The sequence below is a fragment of the Jeotgalicoccus aerolatus genome (assembly GCF_014635205.1).
GTDB lineage: Bacteria > Bacillota > Bacilli > Staphylococcales > Salinicoccaceae > Jeotgalicoccus > Jeotgalicoccus aerolatus.
The window spans coordinates 820,669-841,625 of record NZ_BMCN01000001.1 but is presented as its reverse complement, the minus strand read 5'-3'; the positions used below and the strand labels follow the sequence as shown (position 1 = coordinate 841,625).

Here is a 20,957-nt window from a genome sequence, read left to right as displayed (position 1 = left end):
AGGTTGAGACTATGAAAAAAGAAATCGCAGTAATTGGATTAGGCCGATTTGGCGGCAGCATCGTTATGGAGTTAAGTGAAATGGATGTAGATGTACTCGTTATCGATACGGATGAAGCCCGTGTCAACGAGTATCAGGACTATTATTCAGAAGGTGTCATAGGGGACTCTACTGATGAGGCTATGCTGAAAAGTCTGGGTATAAAAAATTATGACAATGTGATTGTAGCGATTGGTGACAATATACAATCGAGTATTTTAACGACATTAATTTTAAAAGACCTGGGTGTAAAAAAAGTAACGACCAAAGCTCAGAATTCTTATCACGGCAGAGTGCTTGAAAAAATCGGTGCCGATACAGTCGTCCACCCTGAAAGGGATATGGGACGTAGAATTGCACACAGATTAGTATCGTCATCAGTTGTAGAGTACTTGGAAGTATCAAATCATCACTCAATTATAGAATTCACGTCAAGTGCAAAATTTGAGAATAAACGGATTAATGATTTAAATATGCGCAAAAAATTTGGTATCAGTATTATTGCGATTAAACGGGATAACGATTTAATCGTGAGCCCTGATCCAAATATTAGTATATTATCCGGAGATATTTTAATTTTAATTGGCAGCGATGAACAGCTGAATCATTTTGAAAATTACATGGATAAGTTATAGTAATATTTTAAACATCGTCAGATTTTTCTGACGGTGTTTTTTTATTGATAAATTGACTAGTCTGGTCAATGGTGTTATATTGACTGAACTGGTCATTATTTAATAAAGGGTGTGTTTATTATATATACAAAATTTAAAAATTTAACAAAGCAAAAACAGCAGGTCATTATTAATTCAGCTATCGAGGAATTTGTCAGAAATGGTTTTGATGATGCATCAACGAATGAAATTGTATTAAATGCAAATATTTCTAAAGGATCATTGTTCAATTATTTTAGAAGCAAGAAAGACTTGTATTTGTATTTAATCAGCTGGAGTATTCAAATAATGGAAAGTTTTTATAAAAAAGTAGATTTAACAGAACATGATCTTTTCAAAAGAATTGAAAATGTTGGCCAAGAGAAATTAAAGGTCCAGCTTGATTTTCCTCTTGTATTTGACTTTTTAAAGTCGTGTATACAAGAAGATAATCCGGAAATCAAAAATGAAATAAATGAAAGTGTTAATGAAATATACAATAAAGGGCTGAAAAAGATATATAAAAACATCGATTATTCTAATTTTAAAGATAATATTGACGTTGACAAAGCGATAGAAATATTAAATTGGACGATGTTTGGATTTGGAGAGAAGTCGATTGCAGAAATTGACAGTTTTAAAAATAGTGAAGATTTTGGACAATATTATATTAAAGAGTGGAATAAGTATGCGGAGATATTAAAACAGACTTTTTATAAATAACACAGGAAATTAATTGGAGGCGATAATAATGTCAGAAATATTGAAAGTGGAAGGTATTAAAAAGACATTTGGAAAATTTGAAGCATTGAAAGATGTGTCGTTTACCGCGAATTCTGGAGAGGTTATTGGTTTTATAGGACCTAATGGTGCTGGTAAGTCAACTTTAATACGTATTTTATTGGGGATTATTAAAAGAGATAAAGGCAATGCTGAAATATTCGGTAAAGATGTTTGGTCGGATAGTATTGATATTCATAAGCGTATATCTTATGTTCCTGGTGATGTAAACTTATGGAGCGGTCTGACAGGCGGAGAAATTATTGATTTATTTATAAAACTTCACGGCGGCGGAAGCCAATCTAAAAAAGACGATTTAATTAAACGTTTTGAGTTTGACCCTAAAAAGAAAGCTAAATCATATTCCAAAGGGAACCGACAAAAAGTTGGATTGATTGCTGCTTTATCTGTTGATTCGGATTTTTATATTTTTGATGAACCCACATCAGGTCTTGATCCATTAATGGAAGTTGTATTTCAGGAAGAAATCAAAGCGCTTAAAGAAGCGGGTAAAGCTATTTTACTATCTTCACATATTCTTAGTGAAGTAGAGCGCCTCGCTGACAGGATAGTGATTATACGCCAGGGTCAAATTGTAGAATCAGGAACTCTTGATGAGCTGCGGCACTTAACTCGCTCTCATATTATATTGGAGACAGAAAATGATGCTTCTGAAATTGCTGACTTAGCTGGTGTATATAATTTCTATCAAACAAAGCACAGTGTGAAATTTGATGTGGACCATCATCATCTAAACAGTGTTTTACTGAAAGCAGGTCGAATTGGTGTAACAAAATTTGAATCATCACCGCCGGCACTAGAAGATTTATTTATGAAGCATTATATACATAAATAAAAGAAAGGAGATCTAAAAATGAAAGAAAAATTTTCAGGATGGCACTTATTGTTTGTGCAATATTTTAAGCGGGATTGGAAACAGATTATTATATGGGTGCTTGGTATTGGTCTCTTCTCTTCTGCTTTTGTTCCTGCATTTCAAGAGATTTCAAAAGGTCAGGGATTAACGGGAATGTTTGAAACCCTTAAAAATCCTGCAATGATATCAATGGTTGGTCAAACATCAGTAGATAACGCCGAAGATTATACACTTGGAGCGATGTATGCTCATGAGATGCTGTTGTTCTGCGGCTTACTCTCTATAATAGTTTCTATCCTTCACACTGTCAGTCATACTAGAAAGGAAGAAGATAAAGGACTTATTGAAATCGTTCGTTCATTTCAAGTTGGACGTCAGGCAAACGCATTGGCGACAATTTTAGAAGTTATTTTAATAAATATACTACTTGCCCTTTTAATCAGTGGAATAATGGTTAGTTATGGTGCAGAGTCAATGACTGTAGCGGGATCTATTTTGTTTGGAAGCTCTGTTGGTACCGCAGGTATTCTTGGCGGATCAATTGGGTTATTAATGAGTCAGCTTATGCCAAATTCTGCTTCAGCTACAGGCTCATCGCTCGGTTTCGTTGGTTTAATGTATATTATCAGAGCTGGAACTGACATAAATAATGAATCATTATCAATGTGGAATCCCGTCGGCTGGACATATTTAACGTATCCGTTTACTGATAATAATTGGCAGCCTATTATTTTTGCGCTGCTGTTTTCAATAATAATGATGATTACTTCTTTTATTCTTGAAGAACATCGTGATTTAGGTGCAGGTTATCTTCCTGAAAAAGAAGGCAGAGCAAGGGCGCGGAAATCATTGCTATCTGTAAAAGGTTTGTTTTTCAGATTGAATCGTGGTGTAATTCTTGCCTGGATGATAAGTTTTGCAGTAATGGGAGCAGCTTATGGATCTATATATGGCAGTATGGAAAGTTTTATTGAAAGTAACGACTTACTTCAAGGTATGTTTTCTGCATCAGGTTTTACAATAGAAGAATCCTTTACAGCAACTATAATGATGGTTCTAATAACTATGGTAGGGATTTTACCTATTGCTATTATTAATAAGTTGTTCAAAGAGGAAAGACGTTCTCATTTGAGTCAATTTTATGTAACGACAGTAACGAGGGCAAAGCTTTATTGGAGTAATATTTTCTTAGCTGTTTTAACTGGCATGCTGGGTATATTTATAGCTGCCGGCAGCCTTGGCCTTACCGCAGTTGCAGTAATGGAAGGGAAGTCTGATATGAAATTTTTTGAATTTTTGATTGCCGGTTTCAATTTTTTACCAGCAGTATTATTTTATACAGGGTTATCTGGATTAATACTGGGTGCAATTCCAAAGATGGGGAAATTTGTATATATTTATTTGATTATTTCTTTTCTGATAAATTATTTTGGAAATATTTTAGATATGCCTGACTGGATATTTAAAATAGCAATCCAGAGCTGGCTCCCTGAAATGCCAACGGAAGATTTTAATCCTTTGGTGTTTTTCACGATTATTGTCATCAGCTTTATATTAATAATTTTAGGTTTCTTCATATACAAACAAAGAGATTTTAAAGAAGGTTCTTAAAATTAAAAGTTATTAATAAAACCGCTGGAATTAAATTTCCAGCGGTTTTATTGTTACTATTATTTTGATTTTTCATCGTTGACTCTCATAATGATAGGAAGAATCATCGGACGGCGTTTTGTTTTGTTGTACAGGAAGCCGCTTAATTCTTCAATAATCAGCTGCTTAACATTGTACCATTCAACATTTTCTTTAGATTCGAGCAATGTTCTGACTTCGTCTCTGATTTTCTTCTCAGCACTGCGAATTAATCCATATGATTCTCTCATATAAACAAAGCCGCGTGAGATAATATCAGGTCCGCTTAATAGTTCACCCGTTTTAAAGTCAATTGTCAAGACGACAATCGCCAGTCCTTCTTCTGATAGAGATTTACGGTCTCTTAAGACGATGTTGCCGATATCTCCGATACCGTTGCCGTCAACGAATATCGTACCCGCTGTGACGCGGTGTGAGAAACGTGCACTGTCTCTAGTCAGGGCAAGTACATCACCGATTTCAAAGACGAAAATGTTATCTTCTTTTACACCAGTTGAAATTGCCAATTTCTTATGAAGATCGAGCATTCTGTACTCACCGTGAATCGGCATGAAGTACTTAGGCTGCATCAGGCGAAGCATCAGTTTTTGTTCTTCCTGAGAACCGTGACCTGACGTATGGATATTAGACAGTTTACCATGAATGACATCTGCCCCAGCTTTGTACAGCGCATTTATAATTCTGTTTACACTGAGTGTATTTCCAGGGATTGGTGAAGAACTGAACACTACAGTGTCATCAGTGATAATACTGATCTGTCTATGAGTACCGTTGGCAATACGTGAAAGAGCAGCCATCGGTTCACCTTGAGATCCGGTACATAAAATCATAACTTTATGCTTTTCTATTTTATTAATCATTTTAGGCTCGATAAATGTCTCAGGCGGAGCTGTGATATAACCGAGTTCCTGACCGATTTTAATATTGTTCTCCATACTGCGTCCAAAGACACAGATCTTACGGTCGAATTTTACAGCAGCTTCTATTGCCTGCTGCACACGGTAAATATTAGACGCAAAAGTGGCGAAAATAATACGGCCTGTACATTTGCGGAATATATCTTCAACATTTTGACCGACTTCTTTTTCACTAATTGTAAAATTAGGGACAGTGGCATTTGTAGAGTCGGATAAAAGCGCTAGGACACCTTCTTCACCCAGTTTTGCCATTTTAGCAATGTTGGCTGGTTCCCCAACAGGTGTGAAGTCAAATTTGAAATCACCTGTGTGAACAATATTGCCTTCAGGTGTACGGACGATAACCCCGTATGCTTCTGGAATAGAGTGAGTCGTCAAGTAAAACTCGATATCCATGTGCTTGAATTTTAAAACACTGTCTTCATCGATTGGAATTAACTTTGTCTGGCTGAGCAGATGATGTTCTTCCAGTTTATTGCGAATTAAACCTAAAGCAAGCGGGCCGGAATATATTGGTACGGAGATTTGTCTTAATAAGAAAGGAATCCCTCCGATATGATCCTCGTGTCCGTGCGTAATAATCAGTGCACTGATTTTGTCTTCGTTTTCTTTTAAGTATGTGTAGTCAGGAATTACATAATCAACGCCAAGTTCGGCATCTGTCGGAAACTTGACCCCTGCATCGATAATAATAATCTCATCTTTATACTCGATACAGTAAGTGTTTTTCCCGATTTCTCCCAGTCCCCCAAGAGCGAATACACCTACTTCATTTGATTCGAGCGTCATTACGCGATAGTCTCAACTTTAAAGTCTTCGTTAGTACGTTGTTCATATTCCAGATGCGCGGGACTAAGTGCCTGGATAAATTCGATGTTTGTCTTGTTGCTCTTTAAATATTTTCTTACTTCTTCTTCTGTTTCTGCTTCTACATAACAAATCTGCGTATCTTCTCTAATGATACGTGTGTCCATGTCTTGTTGGAAAAACACTTTAAATACTGCCATAATTTATGACTCCTTTATTAATTAATTATCTTTTTAAATATAAATATATATAAATGCAAAAAATAAAAATATGTGCCTAAAAAATTTTAAGCACATTATTCGAAGGCCTATTTGCCCTTCATATATTCATTGCGCAATAAACCATTTCTGCCGAGGATGCTTTTCAACTTTTTCTTAAGTTTCTCACGTAACCTTCTTAGCATACTATCACGCCCTTATATACTTATTCTCATTTTACAATATAGACTCAGTACTTGCAAAGACTTTATAATAGGAAGAGGGAGGGGAAACTTTGAATACAGAACAGATAATGTCGAGAATCCAAAATGAAAAGCTGCGTACAGACAAAATGTTTAAGGGAATCGAGTTCAATATTAGAGATGAGCGGATCATCATGAATTATTTATATGATGATTACGGAAGTAATGAAGATACGAATACCGATATGTATATGCCCCACGGAGAAGATCCTGTATTTATTAACGAAGAAGAGATGAAGACACTGACTGCTGAGTTGAATAAGGAAAATATTTATTTTAATGTCAGAAAAGATGAATTTATTTAATCAAAAGACGGTAGCTGATTGCAATCAGCTACCGTCTTTTTTACTCCGCCTTATTCCAGCGGCTGAGCATTATCTGTTGGATCAAACGGCGCATTTTTATCGATGTGATCGTAAAACATTACTCCGTCTAAATGATCAAGTTCGTGCTGGAGAACGACAGCTAAAAAGCCCTTAGCTTTAATTTCAATCTGTTCACCGTTAATGTTTTGTGCACTGATGCGGATCCGTTTTTTACGCTGAACAATGCCTTCGTATTCTTCGTCAACACTCAGGCAGCCTTCGCCGTTAGGTAAAAACGTTTCATTAACAGAATGGCTTTTTACTTTAGGATTAATCAGCATGTAGTCATATTCCGGTTTGCCGTCTTCATCAGCAACATAGATCGCAATCATGCGTTTGTCGAGACCGATTTGCGGTGCGGCAAGGCCGACACCCGGTCTGAGAGAATATTTTTCACTCAGATCAGGATCTTGTGAATTAATCAGATATTCTCTCATGCTCTTTAATTCTTCTATTGTTTGTGCATCAATCGATGTCACTTCATCTACTTTTTTACGCAGCATAGGGTGACCGTCGCGCACAATATCTTTCATAGTAAGCACGATAAAACCTCCTTTGTTTCAAACACTTGGTTTATTATACAATACATTTAAGTTAAAATGGTATTGTAAATACTGACTAAACCTAAATACTACGGAGGTACATTTCTAGTGAAGAAATTTTTATTATTTATCGCAGGTTCAGCACTGTTTTTAAGCGGCTGCAGCAATGCTGAATCAGAACTGAATGATTTTTATGATGAATTTGCTGCGAGTTTATCAGAAGAAGAAGGACTTGGTGAATTAAACGAACAGTACAATACGCTGGAAGGGGAAAAGGCTGCGCTGCAGGAAGAGCTGAATGAGGCATCTATTGAAGATATAAACAACATAAGCAGTGAGCTGACAGAGAATACTGAACAGCGCCTCGAACTTTTGCAGGAAGAAAGCACATTGATTGAATCATCGAACGAAGTATTTGACAGTGCCAGAGATGCTGCAGAAAATATTTCGAATGAGGAATATAAGAAACAGGCTGACTCGCTGATTACATCCATGGACGCACGCTACGATGCGCACGGTTCTATGACTGATACATATACAGAAGCATTGAATGCGGAGCAGGCGCTGTTTGAATATTTAGGTGAAGAAGATATAACACAGGATACTGTAGACGAACATTTAAATACAATTGCAGAATATAATGAACCGATTAGTGAAGCAACAGAACGTTTTGCATCAGAAACTGAGAAGATTAACCAGTTAAAAGGCGAAATAGAACAAATATTTGAAAATAACTAATAATCGTAAGTGTTACTATAACAGATTTAACTGTATCATTATTGAAAACGTTGCCAGACATGAACTGTATCAATCTGTTATACCTGTATTTGATTTACTGTTAGAACAGTAGTGTGATAAGATGAAGATAATGAAAACAAATTAGAAGGGATTGTGAACACACATGGCAGCAAATGAAAAATTGAATCCAGTTGATGTTCTTTCAGAGATAGAAGCAAAATTTGAAATGTTTCAGATCTTGAATGAAAAAGGCGAAATCGTCAACGAAGACATGGATCCAAAATTATCGGATGAAGAACTCGTAGAATTAATGACGAGAATGGTATGGACAAGAGTACTTGATGAACGCTCAACAGCGTTAAACCGTCAAGGCCGTCTTGGTTTCTATGCTCCAACTGCAGGACAGGAAGCATCGCAAATTGCAAGTCACTATGCATTATCTAAAGGGGATTATGTTCTGCCCGGTTACCGTGACGTTCCTCAGTTAATCTGGCATGGTCTGCCATTAACTCAGGCATTCTTATTCTCTCGCGGCCACTATAAAGGCAATCAGTTCCCAGAAGGGGTAAATGCGCTCAGCCCGCAAATTATTATCGGTGCGCAGTATGTACAAACTGCAGGTGCTGCACTCGGTATTAAAAAACGCGGTAAAGACAATGTAGCAATCACATATACTGGTGACGGCGGTACTTCACAAGGGGATTTCTATGAAGGTATTAACTTTGCAGGTGCCTTTAACGCTCCAGCAATTTTCGTTATCCAAAACAATAACTACGCGATTTCAACACCAAGAGAATTACAAAGTAAAGCTAAAACTTTAGCTCAAAAAGCTGTAGCAGCAGGTATTCCTGGAATTTTAGTTGACGGTATGGACCCGCTTGCAGTTTATAAAGTAACTAAAGACGCACGTGACCGTGCAGTGGCGGGAGAAGGCCCAACACTTATCGAGGCGCTGTGCTACCGTTTTGGTCCGCACACTATGGCCGGTGACGATCCAACAAGATACAGAACTTCAGACGAAGACAGCGATTGGGAGAAAAAAGATCCTATCGTACGTTTCCGTACGTATTTAGAAGGCAAAAAATTATGGTCTAAAGATAAAGAAGATGAGATTATCGAACAGGCTAAAGCAGATGTAAAAGCGGCAATTAAAGAAGCTGATGCAACTGATAAACAAACTGTTACTGAGCTGATGGATCTCATGTATGATGTAAAACCATCTAACTTAGAAGAACAGTACGAGTACTACAAAGGAAAGGAGTCTAAATAATTATGGCACAAATGACAATGATACAAGCAATTACTAATGCAATGGCTACAGAACTGAAAAATGACGAAAATGTCCTCTTATTTGGTGAGGATATTGGTGTTAACGGCGGGGTATTCCGTGCGACAGAAGGCTTGCAGGAAGAATTTGGCGTCGACCGTGTATTCGATACACCGCTTGCAGAGAGCGGTATAGTGTCATTAGGTTTAGGCTTAACTTTAGAAAACTACCGTCCGATTGTTGAAATCCAATTCTTTGGTTTCTTATTTGAAGCTATGGACGGAATTGCCGGTCAAATCGCTCGTCACAGAGTGCGTTCTGGTGCCAGCAAATCGACTCCAATTGTTATTCGTGCGCCATTCGGCGGCGGCGTTAATACACCTGAACTTCACGCAGACTCATTAGAAGGGCTGATGGCCCAGACTCCTGGACTGCGCGTTGTTATTCCGTCTAACCCGACAGATGCTAAAGGATTATTAATCTCAGCAATCCGCTCTAACGATCCGGTTATTTTCTTAGAACACATGAAATTATACCGCTCATTCCGTGAAGACGTTCCTGAAGAGGAATATGAAGTTGAAATCGGCAAAGCAAGTGTTAAACAGGAAGGTTCAGACGTAACACTGATTGCATATGGTGCAATGGTGCAGGAATCAATGAAAGCAGCTGAAGAACTTGCTAAAGAAAACATCAGCGCTGAAGTAATCGATCTCCGCACAGTATCTCCTGTAGATTATGAGACTTTAATCGAATCAGTTAAGAAAACTAACAGAGCAGTAGTTATTCAGGAAGCGCAGCGCCAGGCAGGGGTTGCAGCGAATGTAGTATCTGAACTGTCAGAACGTGCGATACTACACCTCGAAGCGCCAATCAAACGCGTGACTGCACCTGATACTGTATATCCGTTCACACAGGCTGAAAGTGTATGGCTGCCAAACAAAGATGATATTATTGAACGTGCAAAAGAAGTGTTAGATTTCTAAAGTCTATAAATAGGAGGAATAATTATGGCATTTGAATTTAAGCTCCCGGACATCGGTGAAGGAATTCACGAAGGGGAAATTGCTAAATGGCTAGTAGCCGAAGGCGATAAAATTAGCGAAGATGATGTATTAGTCGAAATTCAAAACGATAAAGCAGTCGTAGAAATTCCATCACCTGTAGATGGTACGATTTCTAAGATTCATGTCGAAGAAGGCGAAGTCACGACGGTCGGCACGACTATTGTAACAATAGACGACGGCAGTGAAGACACAGCCTCAGAAGAAGCGGCTGAACCAACTGAAAAAACAGATTCAAAACAGGAAGACGATGCAGCAAAACCAGCGGATGAAAAAGAAGCTTCTGAAGAATCTCCAAATAAAGAAGCGCAAAAAGAAGCATCAGCTGACAGTGATAAAATTGTTATAGCAATGCCTTCTGTCCGTAAATTTGCACGTGAAAATGATGTGAATATTAAAGAAGTAACCGGAACGGGGAAAAATGGACGCATCCTTAAAGAAGATATTGAAAACTTCGGAAGTGATTCACAAGTGTCTGCAGAGACGGCAAGCGAAGCAGCTTCAACTGAAGAACAGTCAGAACAAGCGCCTGCAGCTCGTAAACAAGCAGCCGGCGATCTTGAAACGCGCGAGAAAATGAGCGGAATGAGAAAAGCAATTGCTAAAGCAATGGTAAATTCTAAACACACTTCTCCGCACGTATCTCACATTGATGAAGTAGAAGTCGATGCATTGTGGGCACACCGCAAGAAATTTAAAGAAATTGCAGCAGAGCAGGGTGTCAAACTGACATTCCTTCCTTATGTTGTTAAAGCTCTTGTGTCAGCATTGAAAAAATATCCGGAATTAAATACTTCAATTGATAACGAAACATTTGAAGTCATTCAGAAACATTATTATAATGTAGGTATTGCAGCAGACACAGAAAAAGGCTTAGTTGTGCCTGTTGTTAAAGATGCTGATAAACTGTCTATGTTTGAAATTTCGGATGAAATTAACGACTTAGCGGGTAAAGCGCGAGATGGCAAACTCTCATCTGATGAAATGAAAGGCGGATCTGTAACAATTTCCAACCTTGGTTCTGCAGGCGGTAAATGGTTTACACCAGTTATAAACCAGCCTGAAGTTGCTATTTTAGGAATTGGACGTATTGAAGAACAGCCTGTTGTCAGAGATGGCGAAATTGTAGCAGCTCGTGTACTGGCACTGTCACTAAGCTATGATCATAGACAAATTGACGGCGCAACAGCTCAAAATGCATTGAATCACATTAAGCGTTTGCTTAATAATCCTGATTTATTATTAATGGAGGGGTAGTTTAAATGGTAGTTGGAGATTTTCCTATTGAAACAGATACAATTGTAATTGGTGCAGGACCCGGCGGTTATGTCGCTGCAATCCGTGCAGCGCAGCTTGGTCAAAGTGTAACAATAGTTGAAAAAGAAAATGTCGGCGGTGTCTGCTTAAACGTCGGGTGTATCCCGTCTAAAGCGATGATTTCATCAGCACACCGTTACCAGGAAGCTCAAAATTCTGAAGACATGGGTGTTATTACAGAAGGAGTTAAATTAGACTTCTCTAAAGTTCAGGAATTTAAAGACAGCGTAGTAAACAAACTTGTCGGCGGCGTAGACATGCTGTTAAAAGGCAACAAAGTTAACGTTGTTAAAGGCGAAGCGTATTTCGTAGACGACAGCAAACTTAAAGTAATGGATGATAAGCAGTCACAAACTTATGAGTATAAAAATGCAATCATCGCTACAGGTTCACGTCCAATCGAAATTCCAGGCTTTAAATTCGGCGGCCGCATTTTAGATTCAACTGGTGCACTTTCACTTGAAGAAGCGCCTGAAAAACTTGTTGTTATCGGCGGAGGCTACATCGGTACTGAGCTTGGTTCTGCATACGCAAACTTTGGTACTGAAGTGACTATTTTAGAAGGTACAGACGACATTTTAGGCGGATTTGAAAAACAAATGACTCAGCTTGTTAAGAAAAATCTTAAAGCTAAAAATGCGACTGTAGTTACTAAAGCAATGGCTAAATCTGCTGAAGAAACAGAAAATGGTGTTAAAGTCACATACGAAGCTAAAGGCGAAACACAGGAAATCGAAGCGGACTATGTACTCGTTACAGTTGGCCGTAAACCAAATACTGATGAGCTTGGATTAGAAGAGCTGGGCATCAAGATGACTGACCGCGGACTGATCGACGTAGATAAACAGTCCCGTTCAAGTATTTCTAATATCTATGCTATCGGTGATATCGTAGACGGACTGCCTCTAGCTCACAAAGCAAGCTATGAAGGTAAAGTAGCAGCAGAAGCAATTGCCGGTGAAAAATCTGAAGTAGATTACATCGCTATGCCTGCAGTATGCTTTACTGAACCTGAACTTGCGACAGTTGGCTACAACGAAAAACAAGCTAAAGATAAAGGCATTGAAGTTTCAACTGGTAAATTCCCGTTCCAGGCAAACGGCCGTGCATTAGGACTTAACAAAACAGATGGTTTTGTAAAAGTTGTGGCGCGTAAAGAAGACGGTCTTGTAATCGGTGCTCAAGTAGCAGGTAACGGTGCTTCAGACATTATTTCTGAACTCGGACTTGCAGTTGAAACGGGCATGACTCTTGAAGATATCGCGTTAACAATTCACGCACATCCCACATTAGGTGAAATTCCGATGGAAGCAGCAGAAGTTGCTTTAGGACGTCCGATTCACTCAATGTAATTTTATAAACTTTAAAGGCCAGGGTGTACTGCTCTGGTCTTTATTTTATGTGGAGGTATATATTATGAATGAAGAATACTCTTATCCGCTGGATTCTGACTGGACTACGGAAGAAATTTTGCATGTCATGTCTTTTTATCAGGCAGTTGAGATCGGTTATGAAGAAGGGGTGCTGGCTGGGAAATTTGAAGAAGCATACAATGATTTCAAAGAAATTGTCCCGTCAAAATCCGAAGAAAAGAAAATGTTTAAAGAATATGAAAAAGCCAGCGGCTATGTACCGTATTTGTTGATTAAACAGCTTAAAACTGCAGAAGCTGCAGATATTATTAAACCGTAATTGCCTAAATTGATTAAACTTATGCAACTATGGGTATTAATTTATAAAGACAATTTAGGAGGCTTATTATGGCAAAAGAATACACACAGACTGTTAAACCTGTCAGCCGCATTGCCGAAAAAATATTCGGTTGGTTTGGCTGGATTATCTTATTATTAATTACAGCAGGTATTTTGTTTTTCTCATTAGTTACTATGAATGATTCAGCGATGATTGATGACCTGACTGCACAGATGGAAGCAGAAATGGCAGGTATGAATCTGCAAGGTGCGGATCCGCAGGCAGTGATTGACTTGACTATTTCTATGCTGGGCAATACATGGATGGTTGCACTGTACTTGGTATTGCCGCTTATCGTAGCAATTCTGGGTCTATTGAATATGAAACGCAGAATTCTCTCTGGTATACTGCTGCTGATTGCAGCAATACTTGCAGCACCATTAGGTGTAACATTGATTTCATCACTGTTTTTTGTAATTGCAGCAATTCTGCTGTTTGCTCGTAAAGATCTCGTAATTAAAAATGAAAGTCCGCGTGACGATAACACTTATGACGAGAGAAATCATGCAAATGACTTAAATAATAACAGAGACGCTTATACAAACAGTAAAGACCGCAATCAGAGAAACAATGCAGTCAGCGACAGCGGCCAGCACCGCCAAATGACTGACAGAGAAGACGATGTTAAAATACGTCAGAGTAACGATAGTGAATATGGTTATAATGATGCGGATTCAGTTCGCAATGATGATATTGAAAGCACGCGCCAGTTTAACCGTATCGATGACACTGACGATGTAAAAATCGTAGATAATACTGCGGATACTAGAAATAATGATTATAAACGCAGTAGTGAAACTGAATTTGATAATGTGAATGATTCTGTGATGGAAGATCCTTCTCAAACAAGACGAGATAATGTCGACCGCAGAAACAGAAGTTAATATTTTTACAAAAAGCTGGAGGCTACCCCTTCAGCTTTTTTATTTTATGGAAATTTACACAAAAAAATTAAAGAATTTGTAAACGATAACAAAGCGATAGAATCAAGTGAATGACATATTATATTCATACATAGTTATCTGAATTTATTAAATAATCAAATATTCATGTTCTATATTTTTTGAAAATCTGATATGATACCTCTTATAACTTAATTAATAAAGAGAATATGGAGGTTGTACATGTGAATGCATTAATAAGATTGAGTACGTTTTTAGGTAATACGTTTGGTATTTGGGTCATAATATTTGCTGTCTTGTCATTTGCAGTACCTGGCGGATTTACATGGCTTGCTCCATACATAAGTCTAATGCTTGGAATAATTATGTTCGGCATGGGGCTGACATTAAAATTAAAAGACTTTAAACAAGTCATTACTGCTCCTAAAGAAGTGATAACTTTAGTGGTTGCACAATATACGATTATGCCGCTCATTGCGTTAGGACTAGTATACTTGTTCCAACTGCCGGCAGAAATTGCTATTGGTGTTATTCTGGTCGGTTGTTCACCCGGCGGAACTTCAAGTAATGTCATGACTTTTCTGGCAAAAGGAAACATGGCTTTATCTGTAACAGCTACGGCTGTATCAACTATATTAGCACCAGTAATTACTCCGGCCTTAACTCTGCTGCTGGCTAGCGCCTGGCTGCCTGTTTCGTTTTCATCTATGTTTATATCAATAATACAAATAGTCCTGATTCCGATTGCATTAGGTGTGGCAGTACAATACCTGCTCGGTACTCATGTTGATAAAGCAGTGGATGTACTGCCGCTTATTTCAGTTGTTGGTATTATAGGTGTAGTGACAGCTGTTGTTTCAACAAATGTTGAAAATATTGCGTCGACAGGACTGTTAATCTTTGCTGTCGTTATACTTCATAATTTACTCGGCTATTTGGTCGGATTTTTACTGGGGAGACTGTTCAGATTTGATCTTAAAGATTCAAAAACATTATCGATTGAAGTCGGTATGCAGAACTCAGGTCTGGCGGCTACTCTTGCTGCGACTCATTTCTCACCAATCGCAGCAGTGCCGGGTGCAGTTTTCAGTGTGTGGCACAATATATCCGGATCGATTATTGCAAACTGGCTGAGCAAGCTTGGTAAAGATGAACATGTCGAAGAAACAAATTCAAAAGAGTCCAAAGTTAATACCAGTGAAACTTAAAAAGAGAATTAATAAATAATCAAAAGGCGGGATTTATTATGACAGAAAAAAAAGATATAAGAATTCGTTCTCATGTATATGATGATATCGGCTTAAAAGCACCTAACAGAGCAATGCTCCGTGCAGTAGGCTTTAACGATGAAAACTTTAAAAAACCTCAAGTCGGTGTTGTCAGCAACTGGGCAGAAACAACACCATGTAACGTGCATTTAAATGATTTGGCGCAATTTGCCAAAGAAGGTGTATCAGAAGCAGGCGGTGTTCCGGTACAGTTTAATACGATTACGGTAGCGGACGGTATTGCTATGGGAACTCCTGGTATGCGCTTCTCGCTGCCGTCACGCGATATTATTGCGGATTCTATTGAAACGATGGTTGCAGGTCAGAATTTTGATTCTTTCGTTGCGATTGGCGGCTGTGATAAAAATATGCCCGGATGTGCAATTGCGATTGCCAATACGAATGTTCCAGCTGTATTTGTTTACGGCGGTACGATAGCTCCGGGACGCCATGAAGGTAAAGATATTGACCTGGTATCTGTTTTTGAAGGTGTCGGCAAATGGAACAACGGAGATATTTCAGATAATGAACTGAAAAAAGTAGAATGTGCTGCCTGTCCCGGCCCTGGTGCCTGCGGTGGAATGTACACAGCGAATACAATGGCAGCAGCTATTGAAGCAATGGGACTAAGCTTGCCTGGTTCTGCTTCTAATCCTGCAGTAACTAAAGAAAAAGAACAGGATGTATATGAAGCGGGGAAAGCAGTACTCAATCTTTTAGAAAAAGAAATTTATCCGAGGGACATTTTAACACGTGAAGCATTTGAGAATGCAATTACTGTAGTATTAGCTCTTGGTGGATCAACGAATGCGATCTTGCATCTCCTTGCGATTGCGCATGCTGCAGAAGTTGAATTATCGATTGAAGATTTCAATGAATTCCAGGAAAAAGTGCCTCATTTGGCCGATTTAAAACCATCTGGTAAATATGTGTTCCAGGATCTGTTTAATGTTGGCGGTGTTCAGGGTGTAATGAAATATCTTCATGAAAAAGGATATATCCACGGCGATTGTCTGACGGTAACTGGTAAAACGATTGCTGAGAACTTGGCAGAAGTCGACCATTTATCACCGGGGCAGGATGTAATTATGCCGCTTGAAAATCCAAAACGTGCAGACGGCCCATTAATCGTCTTAAAAGGAAACCTTGCACCCGAAGGTGCGGTTGCTAAAGTTTCAGGTGTTAAAGTCAGACGCCATGTCGGTGAGGCAAAAGTATTTGATAACGAGCAGGAAGCGATTGAAGCGGTTATGGCTAATGACATCGTTAAAGGCGACGTGGTCATTGTCCGTTATGTTGGTCCAAAAGGGGGACCGGGAATGCCGGAAATGCTTTCCTTATCAAGCCTTATCGTAGGTAAAGGCCTTGGAGAAGATGTTGCACTCTTAACCGATGGACGATTCAGCGGGGGGACGCACGGACTGGTCGTCGGTCATATTGCCCCGGAAGCTCAGGACGCGGGCAACGTGGCATTAATTAAAACAGGTGATATTGTAACGATTGATCAGGATAAGAAAGAATTGTCGTTTAATGTCTCTGACGCAGACCTGGAAAAAAGACGCAAAAAACTTGTATTGCCTCCACTTCATACCAAAGGTGTGCTAGGTAAATACGCACATATGGTATCATCGTCATCTAAAGGTGCGATTACTGATTTCTTTAACAGAGATGACTTGCCGAATAAAAAATAACAGATGCTCCGTAAATTGGATTCTGATTAAGGATCCTGTTTACGGATTTTTTTATTTATCGGCGTGAAGAGATTATTATAAAAGTGTAAAAAGTTAATAAAAAACATTGATTATATAAGAAGCGTATATATCAGCGTTGTAAACGATTACATTATCTGAAATGTTAGATAATTTAAAATAATTCGATTTTTATGGTTGCTTTTGTTGAAATAGCGGGGTATTATACATTCATTAAGAAAATTAAATAATCTAACAATTCAAATATTGGAACTTAAAGCGTTGAAGGGAACGTCGACGCCGCAAAATATTTTTCAGAGACTGAGTGCTTGGTGCGAACTCAGAATATAGCGGCTTAGAATCTCATCCCTGAGTGCCCGGCTGAATCAAGTAGGCAGGGACGGGTTAAAACTCGTTATTCATTTTTAACTGGCAATGCCAGTTGCAGAGGTATGTATCTGAAGATGCATACGAATTTGGGTGGTACCGTGAAAGGCTCTTTTCTCCCCAAGGTCATTACTATATGATCTTTAGGGAAAAAGAGCTTTTTTTTATTTCAGTTTATGCTGGTAAGGAGGAAAAAGTATGAAGGTTGAAGTTGAACACTCAGAAGAAACTGCTGAGAATATAAAAACAGGTGCTGACTTATTAGTTGAAGCTTTGGCAGAACAGGACGTTGATACTGTATTTGGTTACCCGGGCGGTGCAGTACTGCCGATTTACGACGCGCTGTACAGACATGAGAGTTCATTCAAACACATTCTCTGCAGACATGAACAAGGTCTGATACATGCAGCTGAAGGCTATGCAAGAGTGAGCAGTAAACCCGGTGTAGTAATCGCGACAAGCGGACCGGGTGCGACTAATCTGATTACCGGTATCACTGACGCTATGATGGATTCACTGCCGATTGTCGCTTTTACAGGGCAGGTTTCTTCGAAAGTCATCGGTACAGACGCATTTCAGGAAGCAGATGTTATTGGTTTAACTACACCGGTAACAAAACATAATTATCAAGTGACGGATGTAAAGGATTTAAAACGCATCGTCAAAGAAGCCTTTCATATTGCTTCTACAGGCAGACCGGGACCGGTTGTTGTAGATATTCCAAAAAATATTTCAGAAGCAGCAGCAGAAACGGCTGAAAATGATGAGATTCGTCTTCCAGGCTATCAGCCAACAACAAAACCGAACCCGCTGCAAATCAATAGATTACTTGAAGCACTTGAAAAATCAGAACGTCCGGTAGTCTTAACCGGTGCCGGAATCCAATTTGCTAATGCATCAGAGGAACTTCGTACATTTGTTGGCCGTTACAATCTCCCGGTAGTTTCAACTTTACTGGGACTTGGAGCCTTCAATGCGGATGATAAAAATTTCCTTGGAATGGCAGGAATGCACGGGACTTATGCAGCGAATATGGCAGTACACGATGCAGATTTACTAATAAACTTCGGAGCGAGATTTGATGATAGATTAACTGGAAAGATAAGTGATTTTGCGCCTCATGCAAAAATTGCACATATTGATATCGATCCTGCTGAGATTGGAAAAAACATTCCAACTCAAATTCCGGTCGTAGCTGATGTAAAAGAAGCACTGGAGCTAATTAACCAGGGACATTGCGATATGAAAGCTATTGACAGCTGGATTCATAAAACCCAGCAGGATAAAGAAGAAAATCCATTATGGTATGACAGAACGAAAGAATTGATTTCTCCGCAATGGTTTATCGAACAGGTATACAAAGTAACTGAAGGAAATGCAATTGTAACGACAGATGTCGGCCAGCATCAGATGTGGAGTGCACAATTTTATAAATTTAATCAGCCAAATCACTTTGTCACTTCAGGCGGCCTTGGCACAATGGGCTTTGGACTGCCGGCGGCAATCGGAGCACAGCTGGCCTTTCCGAATAAAAATGTCGTTGCTATCGTCGGAGACGGCGGCTTCCAAATGACAATGCAGGAGCTTGCAACATTAAAACAGTACAACCTGCCGGTAAAAGTCATCGTTGTAAATAATGAAGCACTCGGTATGGTCAGACAGTGGCAGGAAAAATTTTACGATGAACGCTATTCAGAATCACTGATGCAGACAAATCCAGACTTTGTGAAGCTCGGCGAAAGTTTCGGTATAAAATCAGTCAGATATACTTCAGAAGATGAAATTGACGATGAACTAAAAGATATTCTGACATCTGATGAGCCGGTTTTAATCGATGCAAGGGTTGAAAAACTAGATCTAGTATATCCTATGGTCCCAGCAGGCAAAGGGAATCATGAAATGATAGGAGTGAGACCATGCAGCGAGTAATCACATTGACAGTACAAAATTCAAGCGGTGTTTTAAACCGTATTACAGGGATGCTTGCCAAAAGAGGATTTAATATCGAAAGTATCACTGTCGGAGCAGCAGAAACTGAAGGAATATCAAAAATGACAATTGTTGTCGATATTGCTAAAGATAAAAACTCTGAGCAGCTGACTAAGCAGCTCCACAAACAAATCGATATTTTAAAAGTGGATGATATTACCGAATCAAAAATTGTTTCAAGAGAGCTTGCACTGATTAAAGTGGGTGCGAATAATACAACCAGAGGCGAAGTACAAAGCATTATCGAACCTTTTAGAGCGAGGGTGCTCGATGTCTCAAGAACTTCTCTGATTATCGAAGTGACAGGGAAGCCTGATAAGGTCGATGCTTTGATCGAACTGCTGTCACCGTTTGGTATAAAAGATTTGTCGAGAACAGGTGTCACTGCATTCCGACGCGGACAGCAAAAAAACGTTCAGGATTTAAAAACACTCAGTGTTTAACAACATAAAACATATATAAGGGAGAAATTTAATTATGGCAAAAGTTTATTATGATAAAGATATCAGCACAGAGAGCTTACAAGGAAAAACAGTCGCAGTAATCGGTTATGGTTCACAGGGGCATGCACACGCACAAAACTTAAGAGACAGCGGGCATAAGGTCGTTGTCGGCCTCAGAAAAGGGAAATCTTTTGATAAAGCAAAAGAGGACGGCTTTGATGTAAGAACAGTCGGTGAGGCGGTAAAAGATGCAGATGTAACGATGGTGCTGCTGCCGGATGAAGGACAGCAAAAAGTATATGAGGCAGAAATCAAAGATAATCTGAAAGAAAATAGTGCACTGGCATTTGCACATGGTTTTAACGTTCATTACAACCAAATTGTGCCGCCGGATAATATCGATGTATTTTTAGTTGCACCTAAAGGACCGGGTCACTTAGTGAGACGTACTTATCAGGAAGAAGCAGGTGTACCTGCATTATACGGAGTATTCCAGGATGTTACCGGCAAAGCTGCAGATGTTGCAAAAGCATATGCACAAGGCATTGGTGCTGCCCGGGCAGGCGTTTTAGAAACAACGTTCCAGGAAGAAACAGAGACAGATCTTTTCGGCGAGCAGGCAGTACTTTGCGGCGGATTAACGTCACTTGTTAAATCAGGATTTGAAACTTTAACAGAAGCAGGATATCAGCCTGAAGTTGCCTACTTCGAATGTCTCCATGAATTAAAACTGATCGTCGACTTAATGTATGAAGGCGGACTTGAAAATATGCGCTATTCAATTTCAGATACAGCACAATGGGGAGACTTCGTCAGCGGGCCCCGCGTAATTAATGAAGAAACTAAAGAACGTATGGGAGACGTTTTAAAAGAAATTCAAAATGGACAGTTTGCAAAAGGCTGGATTTTAGAAAATCAGGCTGGACGTCCTCAGTTTAACGCCATTAATAATAGTGAATATAAACACCCGATTACAGCAGTTGGACAAGAACTTAGAGATCTGATGCCATTTGTTAAAAACCCAATCAGATAATTAAAAAACTTAAGAAGAGGAC

Annotated in this window: 20 protein-coding genes and 1 other annotated feature; of the genes, 17 read left to right on the top strand and 3 right to left on the bottom strand. The window is 39.1% G+C overall.

Annotation, left to right across the window (positions count from 1 at the left end; all coding sequences use genetic code 11):
- Window positions 1–11: 11 nt before the first annotated feature.
- From IEU81_RS04290 to IEU81_RS04275, 4 genes are all read left to right on the top strand, one after another.
- The gene (locus IEU81_RS04290) at window positions 12–674 is read left to right on the top strand and encodes a potassium channel family protein (RefSeq protein WP_092595135.1); all 663 of its coding nucleotides are present in this window, start codon (window positions 12–14) and stop codon (window positions 672–674) included.
- A gap of 111 nt (window positions 675–785) precedes the next feature.
- Window positions 786–1,415, top strand: a complete 630-nt coding sequence (locus IEU81_RS04285; RefSeq protein ID WP_231957170.1) for a TetR/AcrR family transcriptional regulator — start codon at window positions 786–788, stop codon at window positions 1,413–1,415.
- Between the two features lie 28 nt (window positions 1,416–1,443).
- The gene (locus IEU81_RS04280; protein WP_186090444.1) at window positions 1,444–2,328 is read left to right on the top strand and encodes an ABC transporter ATP-binding protein; all 885 of its coding nucleotides are present in this window, start codon (window positions 1,444–1,446) and stop codon (window positions 2,326–2,328) included.
- A gap of 18 nt (window positions 2,329–2,346) precedes the next feature.
- Window positions 2,347–3,960, top strand: coding sequence for an ABC transporter permease (locus IEU81_RS04275; protein ID WP_186090442.1), 1,614 nt, complete (start codon window positions 2,347–2,349; stop codon window positions 3,958–3,960).
- A 59-nt stretch (window positions 3,961–4,019) separates the two neighbouring features.
- On the opposite strand, the gene rnjA is transcribed toward IEU81_RS04275, so the two are convergent.
- Window positions 4,020–5,705: a ribonuclease J1 gene (gene rnjA, locus IEU81_RS04270; protein WP_186090441.1), complete on the bottom strand. Its 1,686-nt coding sequence runs from the start codon at window positions 5,703–5,705 to the stop codon at window positions 4,020–4,022.
- Entirely contained in the window at window positions 5,705–5,923 is a 219-nt protein-coding gene (locus tag IEU81_RS04265; protein WP_092595143.1) for a DNA-dependent RNA polymerase subunit epsilon, read from the bottom strand. The genes rnjA and IEU81_RS04265 overlap by 1 nt, the downstream gene beginning before the upstream one ends.
- A gap of 292 nt (window positions 5,924–6,215) precedes the next feature.
- Here IEU81_RS04265 and IEU81_RS04260 point away from each other — a divergent pair, with 292 nt between their 5' ends.
- A complete protein-coding gene (locus IEU81_RS04260; RefSeq protein WP_092595145.1) occupies window positions 6,216–6,488 on the top strand; it encodes a hypothetical protein in 273 nt (90 codons plus the stop codon).
- Between the two features lie 50 nt (window positions 6,489–6,538).
- On the opposite strand, the gene def is transcribed toward IEU81_RS04260, so the two are convergent.
- Window positions 6,539–7,090: a peptide deformylase gene (gene def / locus IEU81_RS04255; RefSeq protein ID WP_186090439.1), complete on the bottom strand. Its 552-nt coding sequence runs from the start codon at window positions 7,088–7,090 to the stop codon at window positions 6,539–6,541.
- A 108-nt stretch (window positions 7,091–7,198) separates the two neighbouring features.
- Here def and IEU81_RS04250 point away from each other — a divergent pair, with 108 nt between their 5' ends.
- The 12 genes from IEU81_RS04250 to ilvC all read left to right on the top strand — a co-directional run bounded on the left by IEU81_RS04250 (window position 7,199) and on the right by ilvC (window position 20,935).
- Window positions 7,199–7,828 (top strand): YkyA family protein, encoded by a 630-nt coding sequence (locus IEU81_RS04250; protein WP_186090437.1) that lies wholly within the window; start codon window positions 7,199–7,201, stop codon window positions 7,826–7,828.
- Window positions 7,829–7,991: 163 nt separating this feature from the next.
- Window positions 7,992–9,098, top strand: a complete 1,107-nt coding sequence (gene pdhA / locus IEU81_RS04245; RefSeq protein WP_186090436.1) for a pyruvate dehydrogenase (acetyl-transferring) E1 component subunit alpha — start codon at window positions 7,992–7,994, stop codon at window positions 9,096–9,098.
- Window positions 9,099–9,100: 2 nt separating this feature from the next.
- Window positions 9,101–10,078 carry an alpha-ketoacid dehydrogenase subunit beta gene (locus IEU81_RS04240; RefSeq protein WP_092595153.1) on the top strand — a complete coding sequence of 326 codons (978 nt, stop codon included), beginning with the start codon at window positions 9,101–9,103 and terminating at the stop codon, window positions 10,076–10,078.
- Window positions 10,079–10,102: 24 nt separating this feature from the next.
- The gene (locus IEU81_RS04235) at window positions 10,103–11,413 is read left to right on the top strand and encodes a dihydrolipoamide acetyltransferase family protein (RefSeq protein ID WP_186090434.1); all 1,311 of its coding nucleotides are present in this window, start codon (window positions 10,103–10,105) and stop codon (window positions 11,411–11,413) included.
- 5 nt (window positions 11,414–11,418) lie between these two features.
- Window positions 11,419–12,825, top strand: a complete 1,407-nt coding sequence (lpdA, locus tag IEU81_RS04230) for a dihydrolipoyl dehydrogenase (protein ID WP_186090432.1) — start codon at window positions 11,419–11,421, stop codon at window positions 12,823–12,825.
- Window positions 12,826–12,889: 64 nt separating this feature from the next.
- Complete coding sequence (locus IEU81_RS04225) at window positions 12,890–13,165, top strand: UPF0223 family protein (RefSeq protein WP_092595160.1); 276 nt, start codon at window positions 12,890–12,892, stop codon at window positions 13,163–13,165.
- Between the two features lie 68 nt (window positions 13,166–13,233).
- The gene (locus IEU81_RS04220; protein WP_186090431.1) at window positions 13,234–14,109 is read left to right on the top strand and encodes a DUF4064 domain-containing protein; all 876 of its coding nucleotides are present in this window, start codon (window positions 13,234–13,236) and stop codon (window positions 14,107–14,109) included.
- 242 nt (window positions 14,110–14,351) lie between these two features.
- Window positions 14,352–15,335 carry a bile acid:sodium symporter family protein gene (locus tag IEU81_RS04215; protein ID WP_092595164.1) on the top strand — a complete coding sequence of 328 codons (984 nt, stop codon included), beginning with the start codon at window positions 14,352–14,354 and terminating at the stop codon, window positions 15,333–15,335.
- Between the two features lie 38 nt (window positions 15,336–15,373).
- A complete protein-coding gene (gene ilvD / locus IEU81_RS04210; protein ID WP_092595166.1) occupies window positions 15,374–17,086 on the top strand; it encodes a dihydroxy-acid dehydratase in 1,713 nt (570 codons plus the stop codon).
- A gap of 270 nt (window positions 17,087–17,356) precedes the next feature.
- Window positions 17,357–17,596, top strand: a binding site (T-box leader).
- Between the two features lie 72 nt (window positions 17,597–17,668).
- Complete coding sequence (gene ilvB, locus IEU81_RS04205) at window positions 17,669–19,399, top strand: biosynthetic-type acetolactate synthase large subunit (RefSeq protein WP_186090429.1); 1,731 nt, start codon at window positions 17,669–17,671, stop codon at window positions 19,397–19,399.
- Entirely contained in the window at window positions 19,387–19,902 is a 516-nt protein-coding gene (gene ilvN, locus IEU81_RS04200; protein WP_092595170.1) for an acetolactate synthase small subunit, read from the top strand. The genes ilvB and ilvN overlap by 13 nt, the downstream gene beginning before the upstream one ends.
- Before the next feature lie 34 nt (window positions 19,903–19,936).
- Window positions 19,937–20,935: a ketol-acid reductoisomerase gene (gene ilvC / locus IEU81_RS04195; RefSeq protein ID WP_186090428.1), complete on the top strand. Its 999-nt coding sequence runs from the start codon at window positions 19,937–19,939 to the stop codon at window positions 20,933–20,935.
- Window positions 20,936–20,957: the final 22 nt, after the last annotated feature.

Excerpts from the sequence above, each read along its gene's own strand:
- IEU81_RS04290 (WP_092595135.1), top strand. The coding sequence starts at position 12 with ATGAAAAAAGAAATCGCAGTAATTGGATTAGGCCGATTTGGCGGCAGC.
- IEU81_RS04280 (WP_186090444.1), top strand. The coding sequence starts at position 1,444 with ATGTCAGAAATATTGAAAGTGGAAGGTATTAAAAAGACATTTGGAAAA.
- IEU81_RS04275 (WP_186090442.1), top strand. The coding sequence starts at position 2,347 with ATGAAAGAAAAATTTTCAGGATGGCACTTATTGTTTGTGCAATATTTT.
- rnjA (WP_186090441.1), bottom strand. The coding sequence starts at position 5,705 with ATGACGCTCGAATCAAATGAAGTAGGTGTATTCGCTCTTGGGGGACTG.
- IEU81_RS04265 (WP_092595143.1), bottom strand. The coding sequence starts at position 5,923 with ATGGCAGTATTTAAAGTGTTTTTCCAACAAGACATGGACACACGTATC.
- pdhA (WP_186090436.1), top strand. The coding sequence starts at position 7,992 with ATGGCAGCAAATGAAAAATTGAATCCAGTTGATGTTCTTTCAGAGATA.
- IEU81_RS04240 (WP_092595153.1), top strand. The coding sequence starts at position 9,101 with ATGGCACAAATGACAATGATACAAGCAATTACTAATGCAATGGCTACA.
- IEU81_RS04235 (WP_186090434.1), top strand. The coding sequence starts at position 10,103 with ATGGCATTTGAATTTAAGCTCCCGGACATCGGTGAAGGAATTCACGAA.
- lpdA (WP_186090432.1), top strand. The coding sequence starts at position 11,419 with ATGGTAGTTGGAGATTTTCCTATTGAAACAGATACAATTGTAATTGGT.
- IEU81_RS04225 (WP_092595160.1), top strand. The coding sequence starts at position 12,890 with ATGAATGAAGAATACTCTTATCCGCTGGATTCTGACTGGACTACGGAA.
- IEU81_RS04220 (WP_186090431.1), top strand. The coding sequence starts at position 13,234 with ATGGCAAAAGAATACACACAGACTGTTAAACCTGTCAGCCGCATTGCC.
- ilvD (WP_092595166.1), top strand. The coding sequence starts at position 15,374 with ATGACAGAAAAAAAAGATATAAGAATTCGTTCTCATGTATATGATGAT.
- ilvB (WP_186090429.1), top strand. The coding sequence starts at position 17,669 with ATGAAGGTTGAAGTTGAACACTCAGAAGAAACTGCTGAGAATATAAAA.
- ilvN (WP_092595170.1), top strand. The coding sequence starts at position 19,387 with ATGCAGCGAGTAATCACATTGACAGTACAAAATTCAAGCGGTGTTTTA.
- ilvC (WP_186090428.1), top strand. The coding sequence starts at position 19,937 with ATGGCAAAAGTTTATTATGATAAAGATATCAGCACAGAGAGCTTACAA.